Source organism: Sulfitobacter sp. (assembly GCF_036960155.1).
GTDB lineage: Bacteria > Pseudomonadota > Alphaproteobacteria > Rhodobacterales > Rhodobacteraceae > Sulfitobacter.
On sequence record NZ_JBALWB010000001.1, the window covers coordinates 804,656 to 827,929 of the forward strand.

Below are 23,274 nucleotides of genomic sequence, written 5' to 3' on the forward strand. Positions count from 1 at the left end.
TCAAAATTCTTAATTCAAAAATCATTGGCGGGCATCGCATTTTTTAGTTGTCCCGTGCTCGGGATCAAAAGCGAAACACTCAAACGCAGTGCCGTGGGTATTAAAGTGGTTCACTCGGAACTGGCCATTTTCCGACGCACAAAACCGCACGACATCAACGCCCCACAGTGCTCCGCCGCGCGCTTTTTCTACACAGTGATCATAACCACCCATGCCCCATTCAGAAGTATATTCCCGAAATCCCCGCCGCATCGGAAAACCACTTAACTTTTCGCTATTGGGACTCCAATCAAGCGCCTTCACATGAATTGCCTCGGCCTGCGGACGCACTGTTGAAACGCATCCAGTCAATGCAACAAGGCAGGTCAGAAGTACCGCATTTTTTGTCCACATGTTGAACGTCATCCTACCCTCAATATTGCAACACCCGCCCTGCGCCGCTGACCACAAATTTGCGCACACCGGCAAAGCCCGGCGGGTTGTGCTCTTCGAGGACCTGATAGGGGCGTTGCGGCAGGATGATGCTACGTTCGGTGCGGGTGGAGCCCATATCGGGCAGTTGTTCGCCCATTGGATCTAGCGCAAATATCTGGCGTTCAACGGTTGAGAACCAGCCTGCTTTTTCTTCAATCACTCGGTCCGATATCAGCTCTTCTTCGGTCCAGACCATAGCCCAGTCTTGACCTTCGGGCGCTTTTGCTTCGGCCAACACATCGCGCAATGGGCCCGTTTGGCGGGTATAGGCGTGGCTGTACATCGGGCCTAGGTGGAAGCGGCGCAGACGTTTGGGATGTAGATCATCAAAGTCCTCATCAAAGCCGCGCGCGATTGTCACCAGTTTAAGGCCGCCCAGCGCTTGGGCGCTTAGATGCGCCTGCACTTCGGGCCAACGGCGGGTGTCACGCGGCAATGCTTCGCGGCCTGTGTCCTCAAGCTCCATCATGTAGATAACGGGCAGGTTCACCTGACTGTCATACGTGGCCCAATGCACACGGTACATGCGGCGGCCTTTTGTCTCGCCCATCCATTCCGCCTGCGCATCATTGCGTATCCAGAACAGTTCTCCCTTCAGCAATTCCTCGTAATAGAGCCTTTGTGAGAGACTAAACTGGAGTTTCGTCGGGATCTTTCCATCACTCAAAATGGTTTGCACCATTTGGTCTTTGTGCACATCGACGGATGGCATGGCAGACAGATGCACCTGCGCCTGCTGGGCGTCATTGGCCATGGTCATCAGCTCTTCGGCGATGGGAAAACCGCTGTCGCGCCCGTCAATTGAAAGGGAGCCAAAGAAGCGGCCCGTCTCACGGCCCACCAGCAGATATTTCCAGCTGAGGGCCTGAAACGTATGCGTCAGGCTTACGGCATAGCGCGTAAGGATATTCACCTCATCGCGCGACATCTGGCCTTCGGCCTCCATCACCCCCGCCACACGCAGCATGTGCTGCATGATACCTTGGAACTTGGCAAAATACCGGCGGCTGGCGAAGGTATCGGTTAAGCCGTAATGGTCTGCGGCTGGGTCAGTCATGGTTTCAACGTGCCGTCAGGATTGATCCCGCTAACCCACTCCATTACTTCTCCAAAAGGACCGTTGCACCGCTCTTCCCACTTGGACAGGTAGTATCCGTTGTCTTGAATTTTCATAATTTTCCACATCCCCCTTTGCAAAAAGGGAACAAAACTCAAAACAACAAACCAGAATGCAATACATGCTAACATACTGGCCAGCGGCATCGAAACCTCATGACTAAATGCGTTCGGATCCATCTTCTCGGCCCCTATCCCAATCACTATTCCCGTTGAAACAAAAAATTGCTGACCGCGTTCTAATTCGCATTACTCGCCATACGCGTTGCTATCATGTTTCTCGATAATCTTCTGAAACCGGCGCGCAAACCGTTCGTCGGCCTTTGCTTTTTGCTCTAGCACGTCACGGGCAAACACCATGTGGTCCTCATGGTTTTCCATCATCTCGGCCATACGCGCATTTGTCGCGGCACCAATGCCTGCCATGGCTGATTGTGCCTCTTGGTCCGTCTTCACTCCGATCTCGTTGATGCGGTGTGCAACGTCCTGCTGCTGAGCAGTTTTGAGGGATTTGGTCAGTGCATCATACAAAACAACGCGCTGCTTGGTGTCGGTTTGCAGCTTGTTGATCAAAACCATCTGCGTAGCTGCTTGGTTCTGGAGGCTGTCCACCCACGTCTTACCTTTGTCGATGTAACGCTCAAGCGTTTGGCTTTTGGCCAGCTTGACCTGTTCGTCCTGCACCATCGCATTGTAACGGCTGTTCGCCTCGGCAAGCTCTGTCTCAAGCGCTGTACGTTTAGCTGCGTCCATTTCAGAACCGATCGCATTCTCAAGCTTAATGATCTCCGGGTCCATCGCCCCGATATCTGTGCGCAAGGCTTCCAACTCAGCAACAGTCATTTCGCGATCATCCAGTGTCTCAACCAGATTAGCTTCGACTTTCGTCTTTTGCTCTTCAAGAACAGCCAACTGCCCCTCAAGAAGCTGCACAATTGTATCGGACTTAGCGATCAGGTCCTGCAACTTGTCGTCAATCGAGGCCGAGCGCACCCGCTCTTGGCGCATGCTGTCAGACTTGGCCGAGGAAAAGATGCCAATGACACTCTCCCAACCCGTTTTTGAACGCATGTCGTCAAAGTCACGGGAAAAGCCTGAGGTTACATCATCCAGCCCCATAATCAGCTCGGCGATGTTGGCGTTCATCACTTCGGTATGGGCATGAACATCTTCGAGCGAGGCATTCTCAATGTCAATTTCAGCAGCTTCACCCGACTTGAGTTTCGCACGTGCAGTTTCAATCCGGCTTGTTAGCTCTGCGATTTTGCTTTGTGCCTCAGCGACCTGAGTCTGGGATTCGCGAACCTGTGCATCGAGATTTGCCATTAAGAACTCCGTATTTGTGTTTCTTTTCATTAATATAGGGAATGTGAATGCGATTTACATCCCCCTCAACCGTTCTATCCACAAAGTTTCGCAAAACCTTGCGTCAAAGGAAAGCCCGAACACGGTGCCAAACTAAAGCCCTCACAGACAATCAGGTTAGCCGCATCCCAACCCGCAATTGAGGGGGCGCAATCACCCCCCGTTTCGCCGATAGGCAAACTATTCCTGTTCTACTTCAAACCTAGTACTGCTTTTATCATCGGGCTGTCTGGATCCGCCAAGGCATCAATCACATCAAAATGGTGCTTTCCTTCATCAACAATACGCCGTGCGCCCCAAGCGCGCGCAAGTAGCTCAGCCTGCGCTAGGAATGCTGGCCGCTCATCCCCACCGACCCATATTGTCATGTCCAATCCATGCGGAGGCTGCATGTTTATGGGGCTTTCTAATTTGACCTCAGCGGCGTCGATACGCAATGTTTCGTTCATGCTGGTTTCCATAAGTGGTGCCAAATCAGCCACTGGAGATATTGATACAACTTGTTTGATCCGACCGCGAATTTCGGCAGGCAAAATCAACCGATCGGTCATGCGACACACTAAATGCCCCCCAGCCGAGTGACCCACCAGTGCCATTGGGCCAAATGTTCTATCAGCAATACGAGTGATAGCAGCCCCCATCTGGCGTGTAATGTCGCTAATGCGCACGTCAGGGCACAAATCATAACTTGGCATCGCCACTGCCCACCCTCGCGCCAAAGCACCAGCTGCAAGATGGGACCAAACAGACGCGTCAAACGCCTTCCAATAGCCACCATGAATAAAGATCATCGTGCCGCGCGAAACTCCTTCGGGCTGAAAGAAATCAAATACTTGGCGGTCGGATATCCCGTAGGAAATCCCCTGCTGCGCGCGTGCGCCCAGCTTCTCTCGAAACGATTTTGCGGCATTTTCCCAACGCGGAGGGTAGGCATCGGCACCCTCAATGTAGGCTCCGTTAGCATAGGCATCATCGAACTTCATCGGTATGATCCTTTCAAAGTGAACTGGACAATCATATCCATACTTGCTTTGGGTTCCAGTAAGAATTCATGGAGGACCGATAATGACTGCTTCGACGACTGATCTCAAATCAATGCTCAAAGATCCAAGCCTACTAGAAACCCGCGCATATGTTGGCGGAAAATGGATTGAGGGCGAGGACGGAACTTTCAACGTCACGAATCCGGCCCGAGGCGACGTTGTTGCAAAAGTTGCCGACCTTAGCCGCGCACAGGTCGCGGGAGCGATTGCGCAAGCTGAGACTGCACAGAAAGAATGGGCCAGCTGGACAGGCAAAGAACGCGCCGCAGTGATGCGTAAATGGTTCGATCTCATGATGGAGAACCAAGATGATCTAGGCGCAATCTTGACTGCCGAACAGGGCAAGCCGTTGGCAGAAGCCAAAGGCGAGATTGCTTATGGTGCGTCCTTCATCGAGTTCTTTGGTGAACAAGCAAAGCGCATCTACGGTGAAACAATTCCGGGCCACCAGCGCGACAAACGTATCACCGTGCTCAAGCAACCAATTGGTGTTGCTGCGTCCATCACGCCATGGAATTTTCCCAATGCGATGATCACCCGCAAGGCCGCGCCTGCACTGGCAGCTGGCTGTTCCTTTGTTGCACGTCCTGCTGCGGAAACACCGCTTAGCGCTATTGTCATGGGTGTTTTGGCGGAACGTGCTGGCATCCCAGCAGGCGTGTTTAACGTAGTACCTTCCAGCTCATCCTCTGCTGTCGGTAAAGAATTTTGTGAAAATCCGGCAGTGCGCAAGCTGACTTTCACAGGCTCGACCGAAGTAGGTCGTATTCTGATGAAACAAGCCGCAGATCAGGTCATGAAATGCTCGATGGAACTGGGCGGCAACGCACCCTTCATCGTGTTTGACGATGCAGATCTAGACGCCGCAATCGAAGGCGCGATCCTGTGTAAATTCCGTAACAACGGCCAAACCTGTGTCTGCGCAAACCGCATCTACGTTCAGGCAGGTGTCTATGACGCATTCGCTGAAAAGCTGAAAACAGCAGTGTCCAAGATGAAGGTTGGTGACGGGTTTGAAGCCGGTACAGACCTTGGCCCACTGATCACTCCTGCAGCTGGTGAAAAAGTCAAAGAGCATATCGATGATGCAAAAGCCAAAGGCGCGACGATTATCTTGGGCGAAAACGGCGCAATGGACGGCAACTTCCTTGCACCGACAATCATGACTGGCGTAACGCAGGACATGAAAGTAGCCCAAGAAGAGACATTTGGCCCTCTCGCGCCTCTGTTCAAATTCGACACAGTTGACGATGTAATTGCAATGGCAAACGACACCATCTTTGGCCTGGCCAGTTATTTCTACGCCAAAGACTTGAGCCGCGTTTACAAGGTCGCTGAGGCTTTGGAGTACGGTATCGTCGGCGTGAACACTGGCATCATCTCCACCGAAGTCGCACCTTTTGGCGGTGTCAAGCAATCCGGCCTTGGCCGCGAGGGTAGCCACCACGGCATCGAGGATTATCTGGAGATGAAATACATCTGCATGAGCGTTTAATCCGCGCCTGCGTGCCACCGATATCTCTTGATGTCGGTGGCACGCTTACTGCACAAATACTCGCACCATCTGCGCATCATACTGCGCCCAGGTCATGCTAGCCTTGTTGCCCGCGTAACCGTCATAGTGCGAACGCCCCGTATCGTTTGGTAAACCTGCCCAAATCTTTGCAAGGTTATTCATGAACGCATGCCTACTCAGCTGGCCGCTCTTGACCTTATGATACCCCGCCTCAGCGAGCAAAACGTCAGCCAGCTTATCCTGCAAATCCGGTGAAAACCGCTGCTGCGCTGAAAGGTCAAGTTTTCGCATCAATCGCCGTAAGGTCTGAGGGATAAACTGGTATCGGCCGATAGCATGCGGCTGACCCGGCGTAGCCTCGATCCACTTAAATATATCAGCAACTTTCATTTGAGTCGGTAATCGTGGCGGTTTGATCCGCGCACCGTGCTGAACGGCGTCATAGCCCGCACGACTTGATTCAGCCTGTCCAATGATGTGGCGGATCATCTGAACCGCCCTACCGGACATCCCAGCTACAACAGCGCTTGCAAAGGCTGGTGCGGCCTCGTCGCGGTCAACAAACAGCCCCCCTTTACCCCGCCCAATAAAAAGGCTTGAGGCACCGAATGATACATCCCGAACCGCCGTTTTTGGTGCTCCAATCAAGGCCGTTCGGGGAGTTCCACCACCACCAAAGATCGAGACCGCTTCGGCACGCGCATTACCACCAATCCAAATTGCGAAAACCAGACTTACCAAGCCAAACCAACTAAACATCACATCACCTGCATCATCACACTCTAAGCAAACTGACAGTAATTAATTTAAATTTGGTAACAGCGCCCACGCAAAACACAAAAGGCCCGACGCTTTGATGCGTCGAGCCTTCGTCTTGAAATCAGAATTGATTAATTGACTGATTTCGCATCAACGACATCTTTGGCGATGCTGGGTGTTTGTGTCGCGATCTGGATTTGACGCGGTTTCAGAGCATCAGGTACTTGCCGCTCCAGCTCAATGTGGAGCATACCGTCTGCGTGAGCAGCCCCAGTTACGACGACATGATCTGCCAAATGGAAGCGCCGTTCAAATGCGCGGGTTGCGATACCGCGATGCAGATAGGATTTATCTACTTCTTCGTCCGCCTTACGCGCAGACACAATCAACGACTTCTCACGCACTTCAACATTCAGATCAGCATCTGAAAACCCTGCAACCGCGATAGAAATACGGTAGGCTTCATCTTCAAGCTTTTCGATGTTGTAGGGCGGGTAACTAGGCTGACTTGTCTCGGTGGTTAGCACGCGGTCCATCATATTGGCGATCTGGTCAAAACCAACGGTGGAGCGGTAAAGCGGTGCAAAATCAAAATTACGCATGTGTTCATCCTCATCATAGAGCGATTGTCAGTGCGAGCCTTCCGTGATTGGACAGGCTTGCTGCTATTACGTCAGGACCCTGAATAGGCGTCCTAACCCAAATGATGTGGGGATTTGGTTTTCCGGTTTCAAGGGCCACAATTGCAACCCTATGGGCGTACGAACTTTGCACCTGTGTTTGTCTTGCTGTCACCTACACGCACCCGGCTCTCTTCGGGGTTCGCCCCCAGATACACCGCGCGGCCAGCTACTAGCTCGGCCTGTAGTTCAGCCAAAGGTTGACCAAGTGCCGTGCCAAGGGACACCTCTTCGCCGCGCACTTCGGCCTTGGCTGAAACAACCGAAACAATTTGAGCAATGCCATCTTCGATCACAAAAATTGGTGCACCACTGGACCCAAAATCAACCGAACATGATGTTACCAGAACGCCATCTTGGCGGGCCAAAACAGAACAAACCTCTTGCAAGGATGGTGCTTCAGAACGGTCCTGCGCGTAGCTTACAACGCCTACGCGGTCTCCCTTGCGGGGACGTGCAGCCGTCTTGAAAGGTTTGATAGATACATTGCGAATCGGCTGTTCAAGCTCCAACAAAGCAAGGTCGTTGCGCACACGTTCCGAAGATAATGCGTCGTCAAAAGCATAATCAGGATGAACAACAACGTGGGAGACATTGCGATAGGCACCTGCACGACCGTTGCGCCAGCCCGCTAAGAATTCAATATGGCCTTTGTCAATCTGCTCACCTGTACGCGCATCAAACATGCAATGAGCCGCCGTCAAAACCAACTTGGGGGCGATAAGCGCGCCAGTACAAAAGCCTTTGCCATCGATGTTCAACCGACCAACAGCTTCCCATGCTTTTGCATCGTCACCATTATCAAGCCGCTTAAGCCGACCGTCCTGAGCAACTGCACCAGTGGTGAGCAACAGGCCAAAGATGGTTAATATAACCCATTGCCGCAATTTGATTTCCCCTTAAAAGAGCGCCCTAGACCTGTGTCGTATATACACCGTACGGCAGAATTAGGGCACCCCATCATCGTAAACGAGGGATTTCATCCTTTCGAATGAAAGTACCATCCAACGCGGCGGGTTTTGGTCCACCCCACGCCCAATCCAGCAATTCGACAGAATGAACAATCGGCGTTTGCGTGGCAGAGCCGATCTGCATCATGCACCCGATATTTCCAGCTGCGATAACGTCAGGTTTCTTTGCTTCTAAGGTTTTGACCTTGCGTTCCTTTAGCTGCGTTGAAATCTCTGGCTGCATCAAATTATACGTCCCAGCGGAGCCACAACACAGATGCGGATCAGACGGTTCAACAACACTAAAGCCCGCCCGTTTTAACAAAGTTTTGGGGTGCGTTTTGATCTGTTGGCCGTGCTGCAATGAACAGGCCGCATGATACGCGACAACCATCGCCTCATCCCGGCGACTGGATGTGGCACTTTCATTCCATTCCACTTCTGGCTGCCAATCGTTTCCTTGTTCATCAGCAGCTGTCAGCTCAATCAACACTTCAGAAACATCACGCGCAATGCCCGCAACTCGCGCGGCGTCTTTTGCAAGCGGATCATTTCGGAACATGTGCCCATAATCTTTCACCGTTGTGCCACAACCAGATGTGTTAATCACAATGGCGTCTAGCCCGTCTTCATCCATCTCGCGCACCCATGCCCGGATGTTTTTCGCAGCCGAGGCATGGCTTTCACTGGTTTTGCCCATGTGGTGCGTAAGAGCCCCACAGCATCCTGCACCCTCGGCGACAACCACCTCAGCACCTAGACGGGTAAGCACCCGAATGGTCGCATCGTTAATATCAGTGTTCAGCGCTTTTTGCGCACAACCCGTCATCAGGGCGACACGCATCTTTTTGGGCGCTTTTGATTGGAACGTTTGCGGGTCATCATTGCGGCTGACAGGCGGGATATGTTTGGGGGCCATTTCCAACATAGCGCGCAGCCGCGCATCGGGCATGAACCGCGCAAAGGGACGTCCGATTTTCGCCCCTATCAAGGCGACGCGAAACCTCATTGGATAAGGCAGAATACGCGCCAGAATCCAACGCAATGCGCGATCCGAAAACGGACGCTTGTATCGCTGCTCGATATAGTCGCGGGCATGATCCACCAGATGCATATAATGAACACCGGACGGGCAGGTTGTCATACATGCCAAACAGCTAAGACAGCGATCAATGTGCTTTACGGTTTTGGCATCTGGCTCACGCTCATTCTCAAGCATGTCTTTGATCAGATAAATCCTGCCACGCGGGCTGTCCAATTCATCCCCCAGTACCTGATAGGTGGGGCAAGTAGCGGTGCAAAAGCCGCAGTGTACGCAGGCCCGCAAAATCTCGTTTGCGCGGCTGGTACCGGGGTCTTTTAACTGCTCGTCTGAAAATGTCGTTTGCATATCGTTCCCTTAAACCACCAGCAGGTTGGCACTGGCCAAACCGAACCAAGGCACTGTTGTTCCTACCGCACCCATAACACCGCTCCAACGATGCATGCCCAGCCCTGTATCCATCCTGCGCAATGCTTGGACGCCATAAGCTAACACACCAATCCATCCGCCCCAGATGAAGGCTATACCCGTACCAGTGATCAGCAGATCACTCCCCCACAAATCCGCAAGTCCGTAGCGAAGCGTGAGGCCTGTTGCCGCGCTCAACGCTGTGAACATGGCCAAGCGCCTGAATGCACGCGGGGAAGGACCATCACGCGTCAACGCGCGGAATGTCAGAGGGCCACCAACAAAAACGATCACAAAAACAATTAAATAGCTCATCCCATTAGACCTGCATTTAATACGCCGCGCGGATCAAATCGGCCCCGAATTCCGGCACTAATACGTGCTACTCCTGCGGCTTCTGGTTCAAATTTTGGCTGACCGGTTCCCCGCACCAATGTCGCATGACCATCATAGCTACCCAATGCCGTCCGCAAATCATGGCCCGCCGAAACCCGCAACCAAATCAATCCGCCCGCCCAATCGTAGCGCGCACCAGTCGCGCCTGATTTAGCGACCAATGCTGGTGCAACAGAGGGCTTACAAGAGACGCGCCACACATCCTCGCCTACGTCTGCAAAGTCCTGAACATCCCGCCAAGTAACCCAGCGTGCGGCACTATCTTGCTCAATACTGGTTTCCCCACCGAGTAAATCCTGAAGAGATTGAATGCGGTACTTTACCGATGCTTCAAATCCTTCAAGACGTAAGGACGTCTGCTTTTGCGCCGGATCATGCGCCGCAGCGGATACTTCAAACGGGCTGCCCAGCGCCTTGGACAAAGCTTGGATTGCAGCCACATCATCCAACCCGTGCAAAACGAGTGTCGCTTGGGTTTCGGGACAGGGCAGAACCTTTAGAGAGACCTCGCTCAGCACACCCAAAGTGCCATGCGCGCCTGCCATAAGTTTCACCAGATCATAGCCTGTGACATTCTTCATCACACGGCCACCGTTTTTCACGATCCGGCCCATCCCGTCGACATACCGCACTCCCAGCAGAAAATCACGCGCAGCCCCAACCGAAATCCGCCTTGGTCCGCTAACGTTAGCGGCCATAACACCGCCAATTGTCGGCTCACCTTGCGTACCTAACAAACCGCGATGATCCATGGGTTCAAACGCGAGGCGTTGGTTCTCGGCTACAAGCGCGGTCTCAATTTCACTAAGCGGAGTGCCCGCTTGGGCCACTACCGTCATCGCGCCCGGTTCATACAGCGTGATGCCCTGCAATTTGGACGTGCTCAATGGCGTGCCATCAACCGTTATGCCGCGTGTACCTCCGCCATGAATGGCCAAGGGGCCGGTCGCATCGGCAATGCACCCTGCCAGCTCGGTTTCATCCGATGGCATGTTTAAGTATTCTTTAGCCATAAAATCCTCTGGAAGGTTTGGGATACGTACCCGGTATCATTCTGCGGCAACTGCCAGCTGCCGACGTGTATCAGACACATCAAGCGGGAATACTTTTGCAGGATTCAAAAGCCATTTCGGATCAAACACGTCCTTCACTGCCATTTGCGCATCAAGGTCTACGGGATTATATTGAACATGCATCAAGTCGCGTTTTTCGATACCCACGCCGTGTTCCCCCGTAAGACAACCACCCACCTCAACGCACAGCTTAAGGATCTCCGCCCCCATTGCCTCGCAAATCTCTAGGTCGCCGGCCTTATTCGCATCAAACAAGATGAGCGGATGTATGTTGCCATCACCCGCATGGAAAACATTCCCAACCTTCAGCCCGTATTCGTCCGACAACTCACCGATCCGGCGTAATACATGCGGCAGGCAGGAGACGGGAATTGTTCCGTCGAGACACATATAGTCGTTGATCTGCCCCATCGCGCCAAACGCACTTTTGCGGCCCAGCCAGATCGCAGCGCTTTCTTCTGCCGAACGGCTTTGGCGCAATTCGACCGGATTATGCCGACGGGCGATTTCCATAATCAGCTCTAACTGATGGTCAATTTCCGCATCTGACCCTTCAACTTCAACAATCAGCAGCGCCTCACACATTGGATATCCCGCCTTGGCAAAGGCTTCGGTCGCCTCAATGCAAGGGCGGTCCATGAATTCGATCGCGACGGGCAACACACCTGCCTTGATGATGTCAGACACACATGCGCCAGCGACTTCGTTGTCGTCAAAACCCATCAACACAGGGCGCGCACCTTCGGGCTTATGCAGGATGCGCAGCGTTGCTTCGGTCACAACACCTAGCTGACCCTCGGAACCACAAATCACGCCCAACAGATCGAGCCCCCCTGCATCCAGATGCCCGCCGCCAATCTCGACGACCTCACCATCCATCATGACCATCTTCACACCCATCAGGTTGTTCGTGGTCACGCCGTATTTCAAACAATGCGCACCACCGGAATTCATAGCGATATTGCCTGCGATTGCGCACGCCAACTGACTGGACGGATCCGGTGCATAGAAAAAGCCATCCTCTTCAACCGCTCCAGTTACGCTTAGATTGGTGCGGCCTGTTTGCACGCGAATGATGCGGTTGTCGTAGTCTGTCTCAAGGACATCGTTCATGCGCGCTATTCCAAGGATTACGCAATCAGCTGTAGGCAGCGCCCCGCCCGCCAATGAGGTACCCGATCCACGCGGAACAACGGGCACACCCTCTTCATGGCAAATGCGCAATACTGCGGATACTTCTTCAGTTGTGGAGGGCAGTACAGCCACCATAGGGGGGCAACGATACGCCGCCAACGCGTCACATTCATATGCACGCGTCTCGGCAACGTCATGGATCACGGCATCCGTTGGAAGCACAGAATTCAAGCGTTCAACAATACGCGCCTTGCGCGCAAGTATCGCAGGATTTGGGATGGGCATTTCCATAACGTGTCTCCAGTTTTGATCGCGTCATTCTATATTGGTAAACTAATATTACCAATTTAAATTAAACACAAGCTTCTTCCTTTGCCATGCTGCGTTACTGGCCCTGATCTCTTGCAATTTCCCCTAGCATCCACAAACTTAGAGTAGACAGATACAGCTTTAGAGAAGACAAACTTACACACGGTAAATATCCAAATTGCATTTGGATACCGATTGGGTGGCGCGCGCTTTTGCCCACACGCCACAAAACAATCCGACAGTTAACGACGGGTGTACTGGCGCTGGCCGGCGTTGGCCCCTAGAGAGACACCATGAACGCACTTGAAAACCTCTCATTTCTGACACGCCTTGATGCCGGAGCGCTGATTTTCCTGATGGTGTTATGGGGTGGCATCGGATGGCGCATCGAACATCCCTCTGCAAAAACACCTTCTACGTCATGGATAATGGCCAACTATCGCCGCCAATGGATGGATCAAATGATAGACCGCGATGTGCGGATATTTGACGCGCAAACCATCGGAACCCTACGCCAAGGAACATCCTTTTTTGCCTCGACTTGCGTGATCGCAATCGGTGGAACGCTCGCGCTGATCGGAAATGCAGAGCAGGTTGCCGGCGTCGCAGCGGACCTTACCGACGCAAGCGCACCAGCAATTGTCTGGGAATTGAAGCTTCTTGTGATCGTCCTGTTCCTGACCAACGCGTTTTTGAAATTCGTCTGGTCAAACCGGCTGTTTGGGTATTGTTCGGTTTTAGTTGGTGCTGCACCAAACGATCCAAACCACTCAAAAGCGTCATCATTTTCCCATAAAGCCGCAGAATTGAACATCGCCGCTGCGCGCAGTTTCAATCGCGGGCTGAGAGCCATCTATTTTGGCTTAGCCACAGTTGCATGGCTTGCCGGACCTGCCGCACTCATTGCAGCTACCATTGTTACATGTGTTGTAATCTGGCGGCGAGAATTCGCTTCACAATCGCGTAAGGTCCTATTGGAAGAAGACCTGTGAAGGGTTATGTTCACTGCTTATAGTTGGACAAAGAACATGATTAAACAAACTCTCATTTCCTTAGCGCTTTGTGCTTCGCCTGCACTTGCTGACCCTGTAAAAGTGCAAAACGTTAAAGTATCCAAAGCTAACGGCAGCTATACCTTCAAAGTGACCCTTTTGCACTCTGACAGTGGCTGGGATGACTACGCAAATGCATGGCGTGTGAAAGACATGAATGGCAACACTCTTGGCGAACGCGTGCTCGCCCACCCCCACGTCAACGAACAGCCGTTTACCCGCTCGTTGTCAGGCGTGAAGATTCCGGACGGTGTTAAATCGGTCGTCATCGAGGCACATGACACTGTTACGGGCTGGGCCGCAGAAACGAAAACTGTAAAGCTGCCCTAAACCCTGTGGTAGGGCCCACCAGACAGGATTGAGGCCGCGCGATACAACTGCTCGGCCAACATCACGCGTACCATCATGTGCGGCCAGACCATTGCACCAAAAGATAACAAGTGGTCGGCTTGCGCACGCAGTTCAGGATCAATTCCATCTGCACCGCCGATCACGAATGCCAAATCACTATGACCTGAATCGCGCCATCCTTCGATGCGACGGGCAAATTTCGGTGATGTCTCAACAGTGCCGCGTTCATCCAGCGCACAGATGATAGCACCTTGCGGCACAGCCCGGCGCAACAATGCGCCCTCAGCAGGCATTCCACCGCCTTTGCGATCATCGACTTCCAAAACAGAAACCGGCCCAAGGGAAAGCCCTCGGCCGGTTCTATCAAATCGCGTAAGATAGTCGTCTATCAGCGTTTTTTCAGGTCCGGCACGCAGCCGGCCCACGGCACAAATCTGTACCTTCATATGCGCTTAAGTTGCGGCATCGCCTTCTGGCGACCACATCTTTTCCAACTGGTAAAATTCACGTACTTCGGGACGAAAGACATGGACAATAACATCGCCAGTATCGATCAAGACCCAGTCGCCTGAATCTTTGCCTTCGGTGCGAACGGTATGACCAAACTCATCTTTGACCCGCTGAGCGAGTCTTTCGGAGATACCACTTACCTGACGTGTCGACCGACCCGAGCAGATGATCATGTGATCGCCAATCTCGGTTTTGCCGCGCAGATCAATCTGCACAATATCTTCGGCCTTATCGTCATTGAGTGAAGCAAGAACGGTTTCCAACAGCAGATCGCTGGTGGCTTGTTTCTGACCAGCCATTACAACTGCACCAGGAATTGCAGGTGAACCTGCGGAAATTTGCGTAGACAGGACATTGTCCTCCTTAAGGGGCGCCGACAGACCCCCGGCGCTGGGGATTACTGGGTAGTTAGCAACGCAAACGCTACAATTCAATAACAGCGATCATCTTAGGCCTTTGCACTATGTGCATTGTGACGATTTTATCTGCCTAAACAACCATTCGCGAACCACTATTCATCAAAGTTCATATAGTAAAGGTGCAGATATTGTTGTGAAATGAGCGCCTTAGATGTTTTTAACGCCGTCCCAAACACATTGCTTTCTGCAACCTTCAATTGGTGCGACATTTCGCTTGGCCGCCTCAAAATGATGACACACGACACATCTTAACGCTGGAAATTACAATCATCGGGATTTAGCCGCTGATCCAAGCGGCGTTAGAATCAGTCCCTTTAGCCCTCATCCAACATGCGCACTTCGCGCTGCGGAAACGGAATAGATACGTCATTTTCCTTAAATGTATCCCAAAGTGCGAGATATACATTGCCCCGAATGTTCGTGAGCCCGCCAGTCGGGTCCTTTATCCAAAAGCGGAGGATATAATCCACTGAATTGTCGCCAAACCCGACGATGTGACAAACAGGTGCCTTGTGCGCCAACACACGGTCCACCGATTTTGCCGCTTCAATTGCCAGTTTACGCACTGTGTGCGGGTCATCACCATATGCGGTCCCAAAGTAGATATCTAGGCGCACAAAGTCATTTGAATGAGACCAGTTGACCACCTGACCGGTGATCAGGTCCTCATTGGGAATTAGGTATTCTTTGCCATCTCGCGTCACCACCGAGGCGTACCGCGCCCCCAGCGTTTGAATCCAACCAAACGTATCACCCAGCGAAATCACATCCCCGGGTTTGATAGATTTATCCAATAAGATGATTACACCTGAGACAAGGTTGGACACCACTTTTTGCAGACCAAAACCAAGCCCAACACCAATAGCACCCGACAGCACTGCAAGGCCTGTCAGGTCTACGCCTACAGCCTTGACGCCCATATAAAACGCAAAGCCGTACATCCCCATTTGGACAGCTTTGACGGCCAAAACTTGCATGGAGGGGCTTATGTCTTCGTTCTGACGGATCGTACTGGCCGTTGCCTGAGAGATGATACGCGCGATGGTGACTAACACGCCAATCACCACAATTGCCGTGATGAGCGTTAAGATCGACAGGTGAAAGTCGCCTATATCAAGTGCAATACGGTCCAGAAAAGATGAAACATCGTCAGATACATTCAACAAATACAAAGTAGCGTATATCCATAAGAACCACGCAACGATCCGCCGGATAGGGCGGTTTCGGACCAACAGAGCAGCAAACGCAACACAAACCCAAACAGACGACAACTTTGCTGCAATTCCAATAAGATAAGAATATGATGGCCATGTGATGTTCTGCATTACGACATAAACACCCCCCGCCAAAACAGCGAACCAGATCAGCCCCAACCGACGTTTGAGCTGCACAAACATGCGAAGCTGCCATTTGGCCCAGCCCTCGCATGACCGTACCCAGTTCTGCAGAAGCGTCCCAGTCCAGCGGTGCAGGCACCACGCGACAAAAGCCAAAACCGCAACAATGATTACCTGATTTTGCTTCGGTCCGGACACCATAAACCCAGAAAGGAAACTGACCGCGTCAGTCCAAAGACCAAGCACCGAGACCAGAAATTCTGCAAATGGGTCGACAGGGTCTTGCATGAGTGCTCCTTGCTGCAAGAATCGTCGCATGAAGGTGAACCGCCTGCAACCCTTGCAGCGTTGCTCATTGCGCTGTATCTAAAGCGCCTATGAAACATGTTTTTGATAAAGCAGACCGCGCCCGTCTGCGCGAACGCTTTTTCGGCGCCACGCATACTGTACTGGCCCGGCTATAAGAACGCCCAGCGCGCCTGCTATGCTGCGCTGACCCGATATTGCACACCTCCACATCATCCAAATCCAAGGGAGAGGACCTCATGTCCCCCAAAACGCTTTATGATAAAATCTGGGATGCACACGTAGCCCACGAAGCCGAAGACGGCACATGCCTTTTGTACATCGACCGCCACTTGGTCCACGAAGTGACCAGCCCGCAGGCATTTGAAGGTCTGCGCATGACGGGGCGCAAAGTTCGTGCACCTGAAAAAACAATCGCTGTTCCGGATCACAACGTCCCAACAACGCTGGACCGTGCCGACGCGACAACAATGACCGAAGACAGCCGCATTCAAGTTGATGCGCTGGATAAGAACGCCAAAGACTTTGGCATTCACTACTATCCAGTTTCTGACGTGCGTCAGGGCATCGTACACATTGTTGGCCCCGAGCAGGGCTGGACCCTTCCGGGCATGACAGTGGTTTGCGGCGACAGCCACACCGCGACACACGGCGCATTTGGCGCGTTGGCCCACGGCATCGGCACATCCGAAGTTGAGCACGTTCTGGCTACGCAAACCCTGATCCAGAAAAAATCCAAAAACATGAAAGTCGAGATCACCGGCAAGTTGCTCCCCGGTGTGACGGCAAAAGACATCACAATGTCAGTCATTGGCGTCACTGGTACTGCTGGCGGTACTGGCTACGTGATCGAGTATTGTGGCGAAGCGATCCGCGATTTGAGCATGGAAGGCCGCATGACCGTCTGCAACATGGCAATTGAGGGTGGCGCACGTGCCGGCCTGATCGCACCAGACGAAAAGACCTATGAGTACTGCATGGGCCGCCCCCACGCGCCAAAAGGTGCACAATGGGAAGCTGCACTTGCATGGTGGAAGACACTTTACACAGACGATGACGCCGCATGGGACGAAGTGATCACACTCAAGGGCGAAGACATTGCGCCTGTTGTCACATGGGGCACATCCCCAGAGGACGTTCTGCCAATCACGGCAAACGTTCCATCTGCATCCGACTTTGACGGTGGTAAAGTAGGTGCTGCACAGCGCTCGCTTGATTACATGGGTCTCACCTCTGGCACGCCGCTTGCGGATGTCGAGATCGATACAGTGTTCATCGGTTCCTGCACCAACGGCCGTATCGAAGACTTGCGTGCCGCTGCAGAAATCCTGAAGGGCAAAAAGAAGAAAGACGGCATCCGTGCGATGGTTGTTCCAGGTTCTGGTCTGGTCCGCGCCCAAGCCGAAGAAGAAGGTTTGTCTGACATCTTCATTGCGGCTGGTTTTGAATGGCGCCTTGCAGGGTGTTCCATGTGCCTTGCCATGAACCCCGATCAGCTTGCTCCGGGTGAGCGTTGCGCTGCTACGTCAAACCGCAACTTCGAAGGCCGTCAGGGCCGCGGCGGACGTACGCATTTGATGTCACCGGCAATGGCAGCTGCTGCTGCTATCACGGGTAAGCTCACTGATGTGCGGGAGATGATGTGATGTACAAAGCCCTTTCACTTATGGCCTGCCTGGCACTTGCTGCTTGCGGCGACGTCGCTTCGAAGGATTCTGGTGCCTTCTCTTTCAACTTCAAAGATGGCCAAATGAATGGAACCTACAACCCAGAAGGTTGGGACGCAGACAAAATTCAAAAGTTCATTCAAGTCGATTGCCCGAGCGAGAAGTTGACAACTTACAACGAAACTCCACAAACGAACGGCTTATTCGCCTTCGTGGCGAATTGTGCATAATCGGCAGAACAGGAATTCAATCATGAACAAATTCACCACCCTGAGCGGTATTGCCGCACCGATGCCTTTGATCAACATCGACACCGATATGATCATCCCGAAACAGTTCCTCAAGACCATCAAACGTTCTGGTCTTGGCGTGAACCTGTTTGACGAAATGCGTTATGATGACGACCGCAACGAAATCCCTGATTTCGTTCTCAACAAGGCCCAATACCGCGATGCACAGATCATTGTCGCGGGTGAAAACTTCGGGTGCGGTTCCTCCCGTGAGCACGCACCATGGGCGATTGCGGATTTCGGCATCACCTGCGTCATTGCACCAAGCTATGCGGACATTTTCTACAACAACTGCTTTAAGAATGGCATTCTGCCGATCGTGCTTCCACAGGAGCAAGTAGATCTGTTGATGAAGGACGCGGAAAAAGGCGCAAATGCGCGGATCGAAATTGATCTAGAAAGCCAAACAATCACGTCTTCGGACGGTGAAACAATTGCGTTCGAAGTTGATGCGTTCAAAAAGCATTGCCTGATGAACGGTCTGGACGACATTGGCCTGACAATGGAGAAAGTAACCTCCATCGATACGTTCGAGGCTGCGGCCGAACAAAGCCGTCCATGGGTTTAATATTTATTTAATATCTCCTCAAATTTGAGCTGATTTTCTAGTGGGCGCGCACGCCGCGCCCACTACATGTTGCCCTTGCCTTATTTACGCCGCTGAAATGATGCAAGAACGCACCACCCTCTCCCTCAAAACGCCCCACCTCTAGGGTGATCTGACGCAATAGTCTTGAGAACTAAGGCGAAAGAAGGCACGATTGTGACAACAATGAGGCAGGCCTTCTCGACCCGAAGGCATCAAGTTGGGACAAGCACGCGGCAAACGCAGCTGGCCAGTTTGAAAGGGATAGAACGTTGATAGTACGTATGACCAGCGCTGCGGCGCGCGGAATTTTAGTTGCGACCCTAATTATGACTCCGGCGCTTGTGCTGCCGGGTCTAGCGAGCGATTCGACACAAGTTGTGTTGCTGGTGGCCTTGCTGGCTGCTGTCCTCACATTTGTTGAATACAACTCGACTTTTCCCAGCATTGTGGAATTTCGGGATGCGGCACCCTTTAACCGTCTGCGGTTTGCCTCTTTGTTCGCTACGGTCTTTTTGCTAAGCGCCATAATGAAGGGTATAACCAGTCCTACGCTGCTGACTGCCGCATTGACGTCAATTGGCACCATCATCGGTAACGCTATTGATTTCCCCTACTCACCTGTTCGTCTTGTTGTGCTTATGTTGCCTGCAGATGCATCTTTTGAAACCGTCAGCTTTGTACGCACTGCGGCTGGCTTGGCCTATATGATCTCGCTCATCGCGATGACAGCATTCCTGATCCTTGTGCGTGTCCTGAACTGGCCAGCACGTTCTGGTGCATTCAACGTTTGGGTAAACCTGCCCCTTTTCGATCCAACCGCTGGTGGAGATGTCTTGGAGCGCCTGCAACGAGATGCGCGGATCAATATCGCTCTTGGCTTCTTGCTGCCCTTCCTTGTCCCTGCAGTAGTCAAACTGGCCAATGATCTGTTAGATCCAATCTCATTGCAGAACCCGCAAACCCTTATCTGGACAATTTCAGCATGGGCCTTCCTTCCAGCCAGCATCATCATGCGCGGCATCGCCATGGGCAAAATCGCCGACATGATCGAAGAAAAACGCAAGCGCACCTATGCAGAGGGTGGTCTACAAGCCGCCTGATCCAAACGCTGATCGCAATGGTGTTCGCTTGTGCTTGCACCGCTGCTGCGGCTCAGGAAACTGGTCTGCGCATTGCGACATTCAACGCTGAACTAATACGTAAAGGTCCCGGCCTCTTGCTCCGGGATATTCTCAAGGGCGAAGACTCTCAAATCGCCGCGTTCAAATCTGTGATGCTAGAAGTCAGGCCAGATATCATTGCCCTTCAGGGCATTGACTATGATCTGCGCAGAACCGCCCTAAAAGCACTGGCCGATGACCTATCCAAACACGGGTTAAACTATTCCTATCTATTTTCAGCGGCGCCAAATGCAGGCCAAGACACTGGCCTTGATCTAAACGGCAATGGACAACTAGGTGACGCGGACGACGCGCATGGTTTTGGCCGCTTTAACGGCATGGGCGGCATGGCAGTCCTATCCCGCTTTCCTATCCAAGAGGACGCTGTTGAAGACTACAGCGCCTTTCTTTGGCGGGACCTCCCAAACCATCTGTATCCAGTAAAAAACGGCAAGCCATTTGGTGGCAACGCCGTGCTTTCAGTCCATAGGCTATCCTCACGCGGACACTGGGTTGTACCGATCATCACACCCCAATTTGGTAAGATGCGATTGATGACTTATCACGCCACGCCCCCGCTGTATGACGGACCCGAGGACCGAAACGGGAAGCGCAACCACGACGAGACGGCTTTCTGGCTCGATTATTTAGCCCGTGACAAGAGTGGTCTACCCTTTGTCCTAGCAGGCACAGCAAACACCGATCCAGAGCGGGGCAGCGGACGCCCCGAGGCCATCAACGCCTTACTCGCGCACAGCAAGTTGCAAAACCCTTTTGACAGTTCCCCCACAGCCGACTTCAAAGAACCCCTGCCCGGCGATTTACGTGTGGATTATCTGCTGCCCTCTGCCCGCTGGCATATCGTGAACCACGGCACGCTGTACGCGCCCAAAGCCAGTCGCCACAGTCTGCTTTGGGTTGATATAACCCCCCGCAATCCTTGACGGCGAACCCTGCGCGCGATACGCCATCTGCAACCAATTTCAGGAGAAATTCGCATGGCAAACCCCACCCTTTTGATCCTCGCAGGTGACGGCATCGGCCCCGAAGTTATGGGCCAAGTCACACGCATCATCGACTGGTTCGGCGAAAAGCGTAATCTGGCGTTTGACGTAAGCCACGATCTGGTCGGCGGCGCAGCCTATGACAAGCACGGCACGCCTCTGCACGATGATACAATGGCAAAGGCACTGGAAGCAGACGCCGTTCTACTGGGCGCTGTTGGCGGCCCCAAATACGACGATCTTGATTTCTCCGTCAAACCAGAGCGCGGCCTACTGCGCCTACGCAAAGAGATGGACCTGTTTTCCAACCTGCGCCCAGCGCAGTGTTTTGACGCGCTGGCAGATTTCTCCTCGCTGAAAAAGCACTTGATCGCAGGCCTCGACATTATGATCGTGCGTGAACTGACATCTGGCGTTTATTTCGGCGAACCACGCGGCATCTTCCAAGAAGGCAACGAACGCGTAGGCATCAACACGCAGCGCTACACTGAATCCGAAATCGACCGTGTCGCGCGTTCCGCATTCGAGCTGGCCCGCCGCCGTGGCAACAAAGTTTGCTCGATGGAAAAAGCCAACGTGATGGAAAGCGGTATCTTGTGGCGCGAAGTTGTACAAAAAGTACACGACACGGATTATCCTGATGTCGAGTTATCCCACATGTACGCCGACAATGGCGCCATGCAGTTGGTGCGCGCGCCCAAGCAGTTCGACGTGATCCTCACTGACAACCTCTTTGGTGATATCCTCAGTGATTGCGCGGCCATGCTTACTGGCTCTTTGGGCATGTTGCCTTCTGCATCCCTTGGCGCGCCAAATGCTGATGGCCGCCCAAAAGCAATGTACGAACCTGTGCACGGCTCCGCACCTGACATCACCGGCCAAGGTAAGGCGAACCCAATTGCATGTATCCTTAGCTTTGCGATGGCTCTGCGCTATTCGTTTGATCAAGGTGACGAGGCAACACGTCTGGAGCAGGCCATCGAAAAAGTACTGTCAAACGGCGCGCGCACAGCAGACCTGATGGGCGAAGAAGGTGGCTCCCCGATTTCGACTTCCGAAATGGGGGATGTCATCCTTGAGGCGCTCAACGCGAGCCTTTAACACAAACTAAAATCAATGCGCGCCCCTCTTGGATTGGGCGCGCATTGAATATCAAAAGCTTCTTTGCGCCTTGAGCAATCAAAGAAAAGCTGGCAGCGTCCGCAGTAACATTGATTACAGGACCCCAAAATGACCGACTCCCCCATCCTCGCAGAGTTCTTGTTGCCGACAGATGAATTGCGCAATGACCTGCCGTTTTTCACCAAAACGCTAGGCATGCGGTTGGAAAATATCTTTCCCGCCGATGACCCTTCGGTTGCTAGTTTTTCAGGTCACGGTTTGCGGCTTCGCATTGAAAAAGGGGCTGACGTCCCTCCAGGGCACATACGCATTCTGACGGATGATCTGGATGGTTTCGCAGATGGAGCGCGTGAGTTAACGGCACCCAATGGTACCCGCGTTTCTATTGTTCCGCTCACACCGCAAGTCGAACACACAACCACGCAGCACGAATTTGCTGTCCGTAGGATCGCGGATGAGGCGCCTTGGGTCATTGGGCGTGCTGGCATGCATTACCGCGATCTAATCCCTTCGCGATTGGGCGGATCGATCATTGCCAGCCACATTCGCATTCCTGATGGTGGGCCTGTACCAGACATGGTGCATTACCACACAGTCGGGTTTCAGCTGATATTTTGTTACCGTGGCTGGGTAGATGTTCTTTATGAAGATCAAGGCGACATGATCAGGCTCCATGCAGGCGATTGCGTCACCCAACCCCCTGGTATTCGCCACCGTGTTGTAGAAGCATCACCAAACATCGAAGTCATCGAAATCGGCGTCCCGGCCGAACACGTCACAACTATTGACCATGACTTCACCCTACCCAATGGCAAAGGTGACCCCGCCCGCGAATGGGACGGGCAGACGTTTGTTCATCACGTCAAAGATACGGCAACATGGAAGCCCTTCCGCATTTCCGGCTTCACCGCCCGTGACACAGGGATTTCTGAAGGTACAAAAGGCGTTGCTGGTATTCAGGTTGTTCGCCGCGCTGACGGCGTATCCCCTGCATTCACCCATAATGCAGACATCCATTTCACGTTTGTGATGGACGGCACCATGACCCTGCATGCGGACGGGCAAGAAGACCGCAAACTCCAAGCCGGAGACGGATTTGTGATACCGCCAAACATGGTTGTTCAGTACCAAGACGTGTCTGAGGATATTGAGCTTTTAGAGGTCGCGTTGCACGGTGATTTCACCGCAACTGAGGTCTGATC

Annotated in this window: 25 protein-coding genes; 10 read left to right on the forward strand and 15 right to left on the reverse strand. The window is 52.8% G+C overall.

Annotation, left to right across the window (positions count from 1 at the left end; genetic code table 11):
• Window positions 1–21: 21 nt before the first annotated feature.
• The 5 genes from V7775_RS04075 to V7775_RS04095 all read right to left on the reverse strand — a co-directional run bounded on the left by V7775_RS04075 (window position 22) and on the right by V7775_RS04095 (window position 3,938).
• The gene (locus V7775_RS04075; RefSeq protein ID WP_335750577.1) at window positions 22–405 is read right to left on the reverse strand and encodes a hypothetical protein; all 384 of its coding nucleotides are present in this window, start codon (window positions 403–405) and stop codon (window positions 22–24) included.
• 7 nt (window positions 406–412) lie between these two features.
• Window positions 413–1,531, reverse strand: a complete 1,119-nt coding sequence (locus V7775_RS04080) for a hypothetical protein (RefSeq protein ID WP_335750578.1) — start codon at window positions 1,529–1,531, stop codon at window positions 413–415.
• Window positions 1,528–1,770 (reverse strand): hypothetical protein, encoded by a 243-nt coding sequence (locus V7775_RS04085; RefSeq protein ID WP_335750579.1) that lies wholly within the window; start codon window positions 1,768–1,770, stop codon window positions 1,528–1,530. The genes V7775_RS04080 and V7775_RS04085 overlap by 4 nt, the downstream gene beginning before the upstream one ends.
• A gap of 69 nt (window positions 1,771–1,839) precedes the next feature.
• Window positions 1,840–2,916 (reverse strand): hypothetical protein, encoded by a 1,077-nt coding sequence (locus tag V7775_RS04090; RefSeq protein ID WP_335750580.1) that lies wholly within the window; start codon window positions 2,914–2,916, stop codon window positions 1,840–1,842.
• Between the two features lie 230 nt (window positions 2,917–3,146).
• Entirely contained in the window at window positions 3,147–3,938 is a 792-nt protein-coding gene (locus tag V7775_RS04095) for an alpha/beta hydrolase (protein ID WP_335750581.1), read from the reverse strand.
• 82 nt (window positions 3,939–4,020) lie between these two features.
• On the opposite strand from V7775_RS04095, the gene V7775_RS04100 reads away from it, so the two are divergent.
• On the forward strand, window positions 4,021–5,493 hold the full coding sequence (locus V7775_RS04100; protein WP_335750582.1) for an NAD-dependent succinate-semialdehyde dehydrogenase: 1,473 nt from the start codon (window positions 4,021–4,023) through the stop codon (window positions 5,491–5,493).
• 45 nt (window positions 5,494–5,538) lie between these two features.
• Here V7775_RS04100 and V7775_RS04105 read toward each other — a convergent pair whose 3' ends face one another.
• From V7775_RS04105 to V7775_RS04135, 7 genes are all read right to left on the reverse strand, one after another.
• Window positions 5,539–6,273, reverse strand: a complete 735-nt coding sequence (locus V7775_RS04105; RefSeq protein WP_335750583.1) for a hypothetical protein — start codon at window positions 6,271–6,273, stop codon at window positions 5,539–5,541.
• A 131-nt stretch (window positions 6,274–6,404) separates the two neighbouring features.
• Entirely contained in the window at window positions 6,405–6,875 is a 471-nt protein-coding gene (locus tag V7775_RS04110; RefSeq protein WP_335750584.1) for an Hsp20 family protein, read from the reverse strand.
• Window positions 6,876–7,024: 149 nt separating this feature from the next.
• Complete coding sequence (locus tag V7775_RS04115; RefSeq protein ID WP_335750585.1) at window positions 7,025–7,840, reverse strand: trypsin-like serine peptidase; 816 nt, start codon at window positions 7,838–7,840, stop codon at window positions 7,025–7,027.
• A 73-nt stretch (window positions 7,841–7,913) separates the two neighbouring features.
• Window positions 7,914–9,293: a glycolate oxidase subunit GlcF gene (glcF, locus tag V7775_RS04120; protein ID WP_335750586.1), complete on the reverse strand. Its 1,380-nt coding sequence runs from the start codon at window positions 9,291–9,293 to the stop codon at window positions 7,914–7,916.
• 9 nt (window positions 9,294–9,302) lie between these two features.
• Window positions 9,303–9,668 carry a hypothetical protein gene (locus V7775_RS04125; protein WP_335750587.1) on the reverse strand — a complete coding sequence of 122 codons (366 nt, stop codon included), beginning with the start codon at window positions 9,666–9,668 and terminating at the stop codon, window positions 9,303–9,305.
• The gene (locus V7775_RS04130; RefSeq protein WP_335750588.1) at window positions 9,665–10,762 is read right to left on the reverse strand and encodes an FAD-binding protein; all 1,098 of its coding nucleotides are present in this window, start codon (window positions 10,760–10,762) and stop codon (window positions 9,665–9,667) included. The genes V7775_RS04125 and V7775_RS04130 overlap by 4 nt, the downstream gene beginning before the upstream one ends.
• A 36-nt stretch (window positions 10,763–10,798) precedes the next feature.
• Window positions 10,799–12,247 carry an FAD-linked oxidase C-terminal domain-containing protein gene (locus tag V7775_RS04135; RefSeq protein WP_335750589.1) on the reverse strand — a complete coding sequence of 483 codons (1,449 nt, stop codon included), beginning with the start codon at window positions 12,245–12,247 and terminating at the stop codon, window positions 10,799–10,801.
• Between the two features lie 311 nt (window positions 12,248–12,558).
• Between V7775_RS04135 and V7775_RS04140 the strand changes: the two genes are divergently transcribed.
• Together V7775_RS04140 and V7775_RS04145 are read left to right on the forward strand one after the other, a co-directional pair.
• Entirely contained in the window at window positions 12,559–13,257 is a 699-nt protein-coding gene (locus V7775_RS04140) for a DUF599 domain-containing protein (protein WP_335750590.1), read from the forward strand.
• A 36-nt stretch (window positions 13,258–13,293) separates the two neighbouring features.
• Window positions 13,294–13,647, forward strand: coding sequence for a hypothetical protein (locus tag V7775_RS04145; RefSeq protein WP_335750591.1), 354 nt, complete (start codon window positions 13,294–13,296; stop codon window positions 13,645–13,647).
• On the opposite strand, the gene rlmH is transcribed toward V7775_RS04145, so the two are convergent.
• The 3 genes from rlmH to V7775_RS04160 form a co-directional block, all read right to left on the reverse strand.
• Window positions 13,644–14,114 (reverse strand): 23S rRNA (pseudouridine(1915)-N(3))-methyltransferase RlmH, encoded by a 471-nt coding sequence (gene rlmH, locus V7775_RS04150; RefSeq protein WP_335750592.1) that lies wholly within the window; start codon window positions 14,112–14,114, stop codon window positions 13,644–13,646. The genes V7775_RS04145 and rlmH overlap by 4 nt on opposite strands.
• Before the next feature lie 6 nt (window positions 14,115–14,120).
• Window positions 14,121–14,477 carry a ribosome silencing factor gene (gene rsfS / locus V7775_RS04155; protein WP_335750593.1) on the reverse strand — a complete coding sequence of 119 codons (357 nt, stop codon included), beginning with the start codon at window positions 14,475–14,477 and terminating at the stop codon, window positions 14,121–14,123.
• Window positions 14,478–14,911: 434 nt separating this feature from the next.
• Complete coding sequence (locus V7775_RS04160; RefSeq protein WP_335750594.1) at window positions 14,912–16,222, reverse strand: mechanosensitive ion channel family protein; 1,311 nt, start codon at window positions 16,220–16,222, stop codon at window positions 14,912–14,914.
• A 257-nt stretch (window positions 16,223–16,479) separates the two neighbouring features.
• On the opposite strand from V7775_RS04160, the gene leuC reads away from it, so the two are divergent.
• The 7 genes from leuC (at window position 16,480) to V7775_RS04195 (ending at window position 23,272) form a co-directional block, all read left to right on the forward strand.
• Window positions 16,480–17,886 (forward strand): 3-isopropylmalate dehydratase large subunit, encoded by a 1,407-nt coding sequence (gene leuC / locus V7775_RS04165; RefSeq protein ID WP_335750595.1) that lies wholly within the window; start codon window positions 16,480–16,482, stop codon window positions 17,884–17,886.
• The gene (locus V7775_RS04170) at window positions 17,886–18,137 is read left to right on the forward strand and encodes a hypothetical protein (protein WP_335750596.1); all 252 of its coding nucleotides are present in this window, start codon (window positions 17,886–17,888) and stop codon (window positions 18,135–18,137) included. Before leuC ends, V7775_RS04170 begins: the two co-directional genes overlap by 1 nt.
• Window positions 18,138–18,159: 22 nt before the next feature.
• Window positions 18,160–18,765 carry a 3-isopropylmalate dehydratase small subunit gene (gene leuD, locus V7775_RS04175; protein ID WP_335750597.1) on the forward strand — a complete coding sequence of 202 codons (606 nt, stop codon included), beginning with the start codon at window positions 18,160–18,162 and terminating at the stop codon, window positions 18,763–18,765.
• A 290-nt stretch (window positions 18,766–19,055) separates the two neighbouring features.
• The gene (locus V7775_RS04180; RefSeq protein ID WP_335750598.1) at window positions 19,056–19,886 is read left to right on the forward strand and encodes a hypothetical protein; all 831 of its coding nucleotides are present in this window, start codon (window positions 19,056–19,058) and stop codon (window positions 19,884–19,886) included.
• Window positions 19,887–20,002: 116 nt separating this feature from the next.
• Window positions 20,003–20,890 carry an endonuclease/exonuclease/phosphatase family protein gene (locus tag V7775_RS04185; RefSeq protein ID WP_335750599.1) on the forward strand — a complete coding sequence of 296 codons (888 nt, stop codon included), beginning with the start codon at window positions 20,003–20,005 and terminating at the stop codon, window positions 20,888–20,890.
• 54 nt (window positions 20,891–20,944) lie between these two features.
• Window positions 20,945–22,051, forward strand: coding sequence for a 3-isopropylmalate dehydrogenase (gene leuB, locus V7775_RS04190; RefSeq protein WP_335750600.1), 1,107 nt, complete (start codon window positions 20,945–20,947; stop codon window positions 22,049–22,051).
• 129 nt (window positions 22,052–22,180) lie between these two features.
• Window positions 22,181–23,272, forward strand: a complete 1,092-nt coding sequence (locus tag V7775_RS04195; protein ID WP_335750601.1) for a cupin domain-containing protein — start codon at window positions 22,181–22,183, stop codon at window positions 23,270–23,272.
• Window positions 23,273–23,274 lie beyond the last annotated feature (2 nt).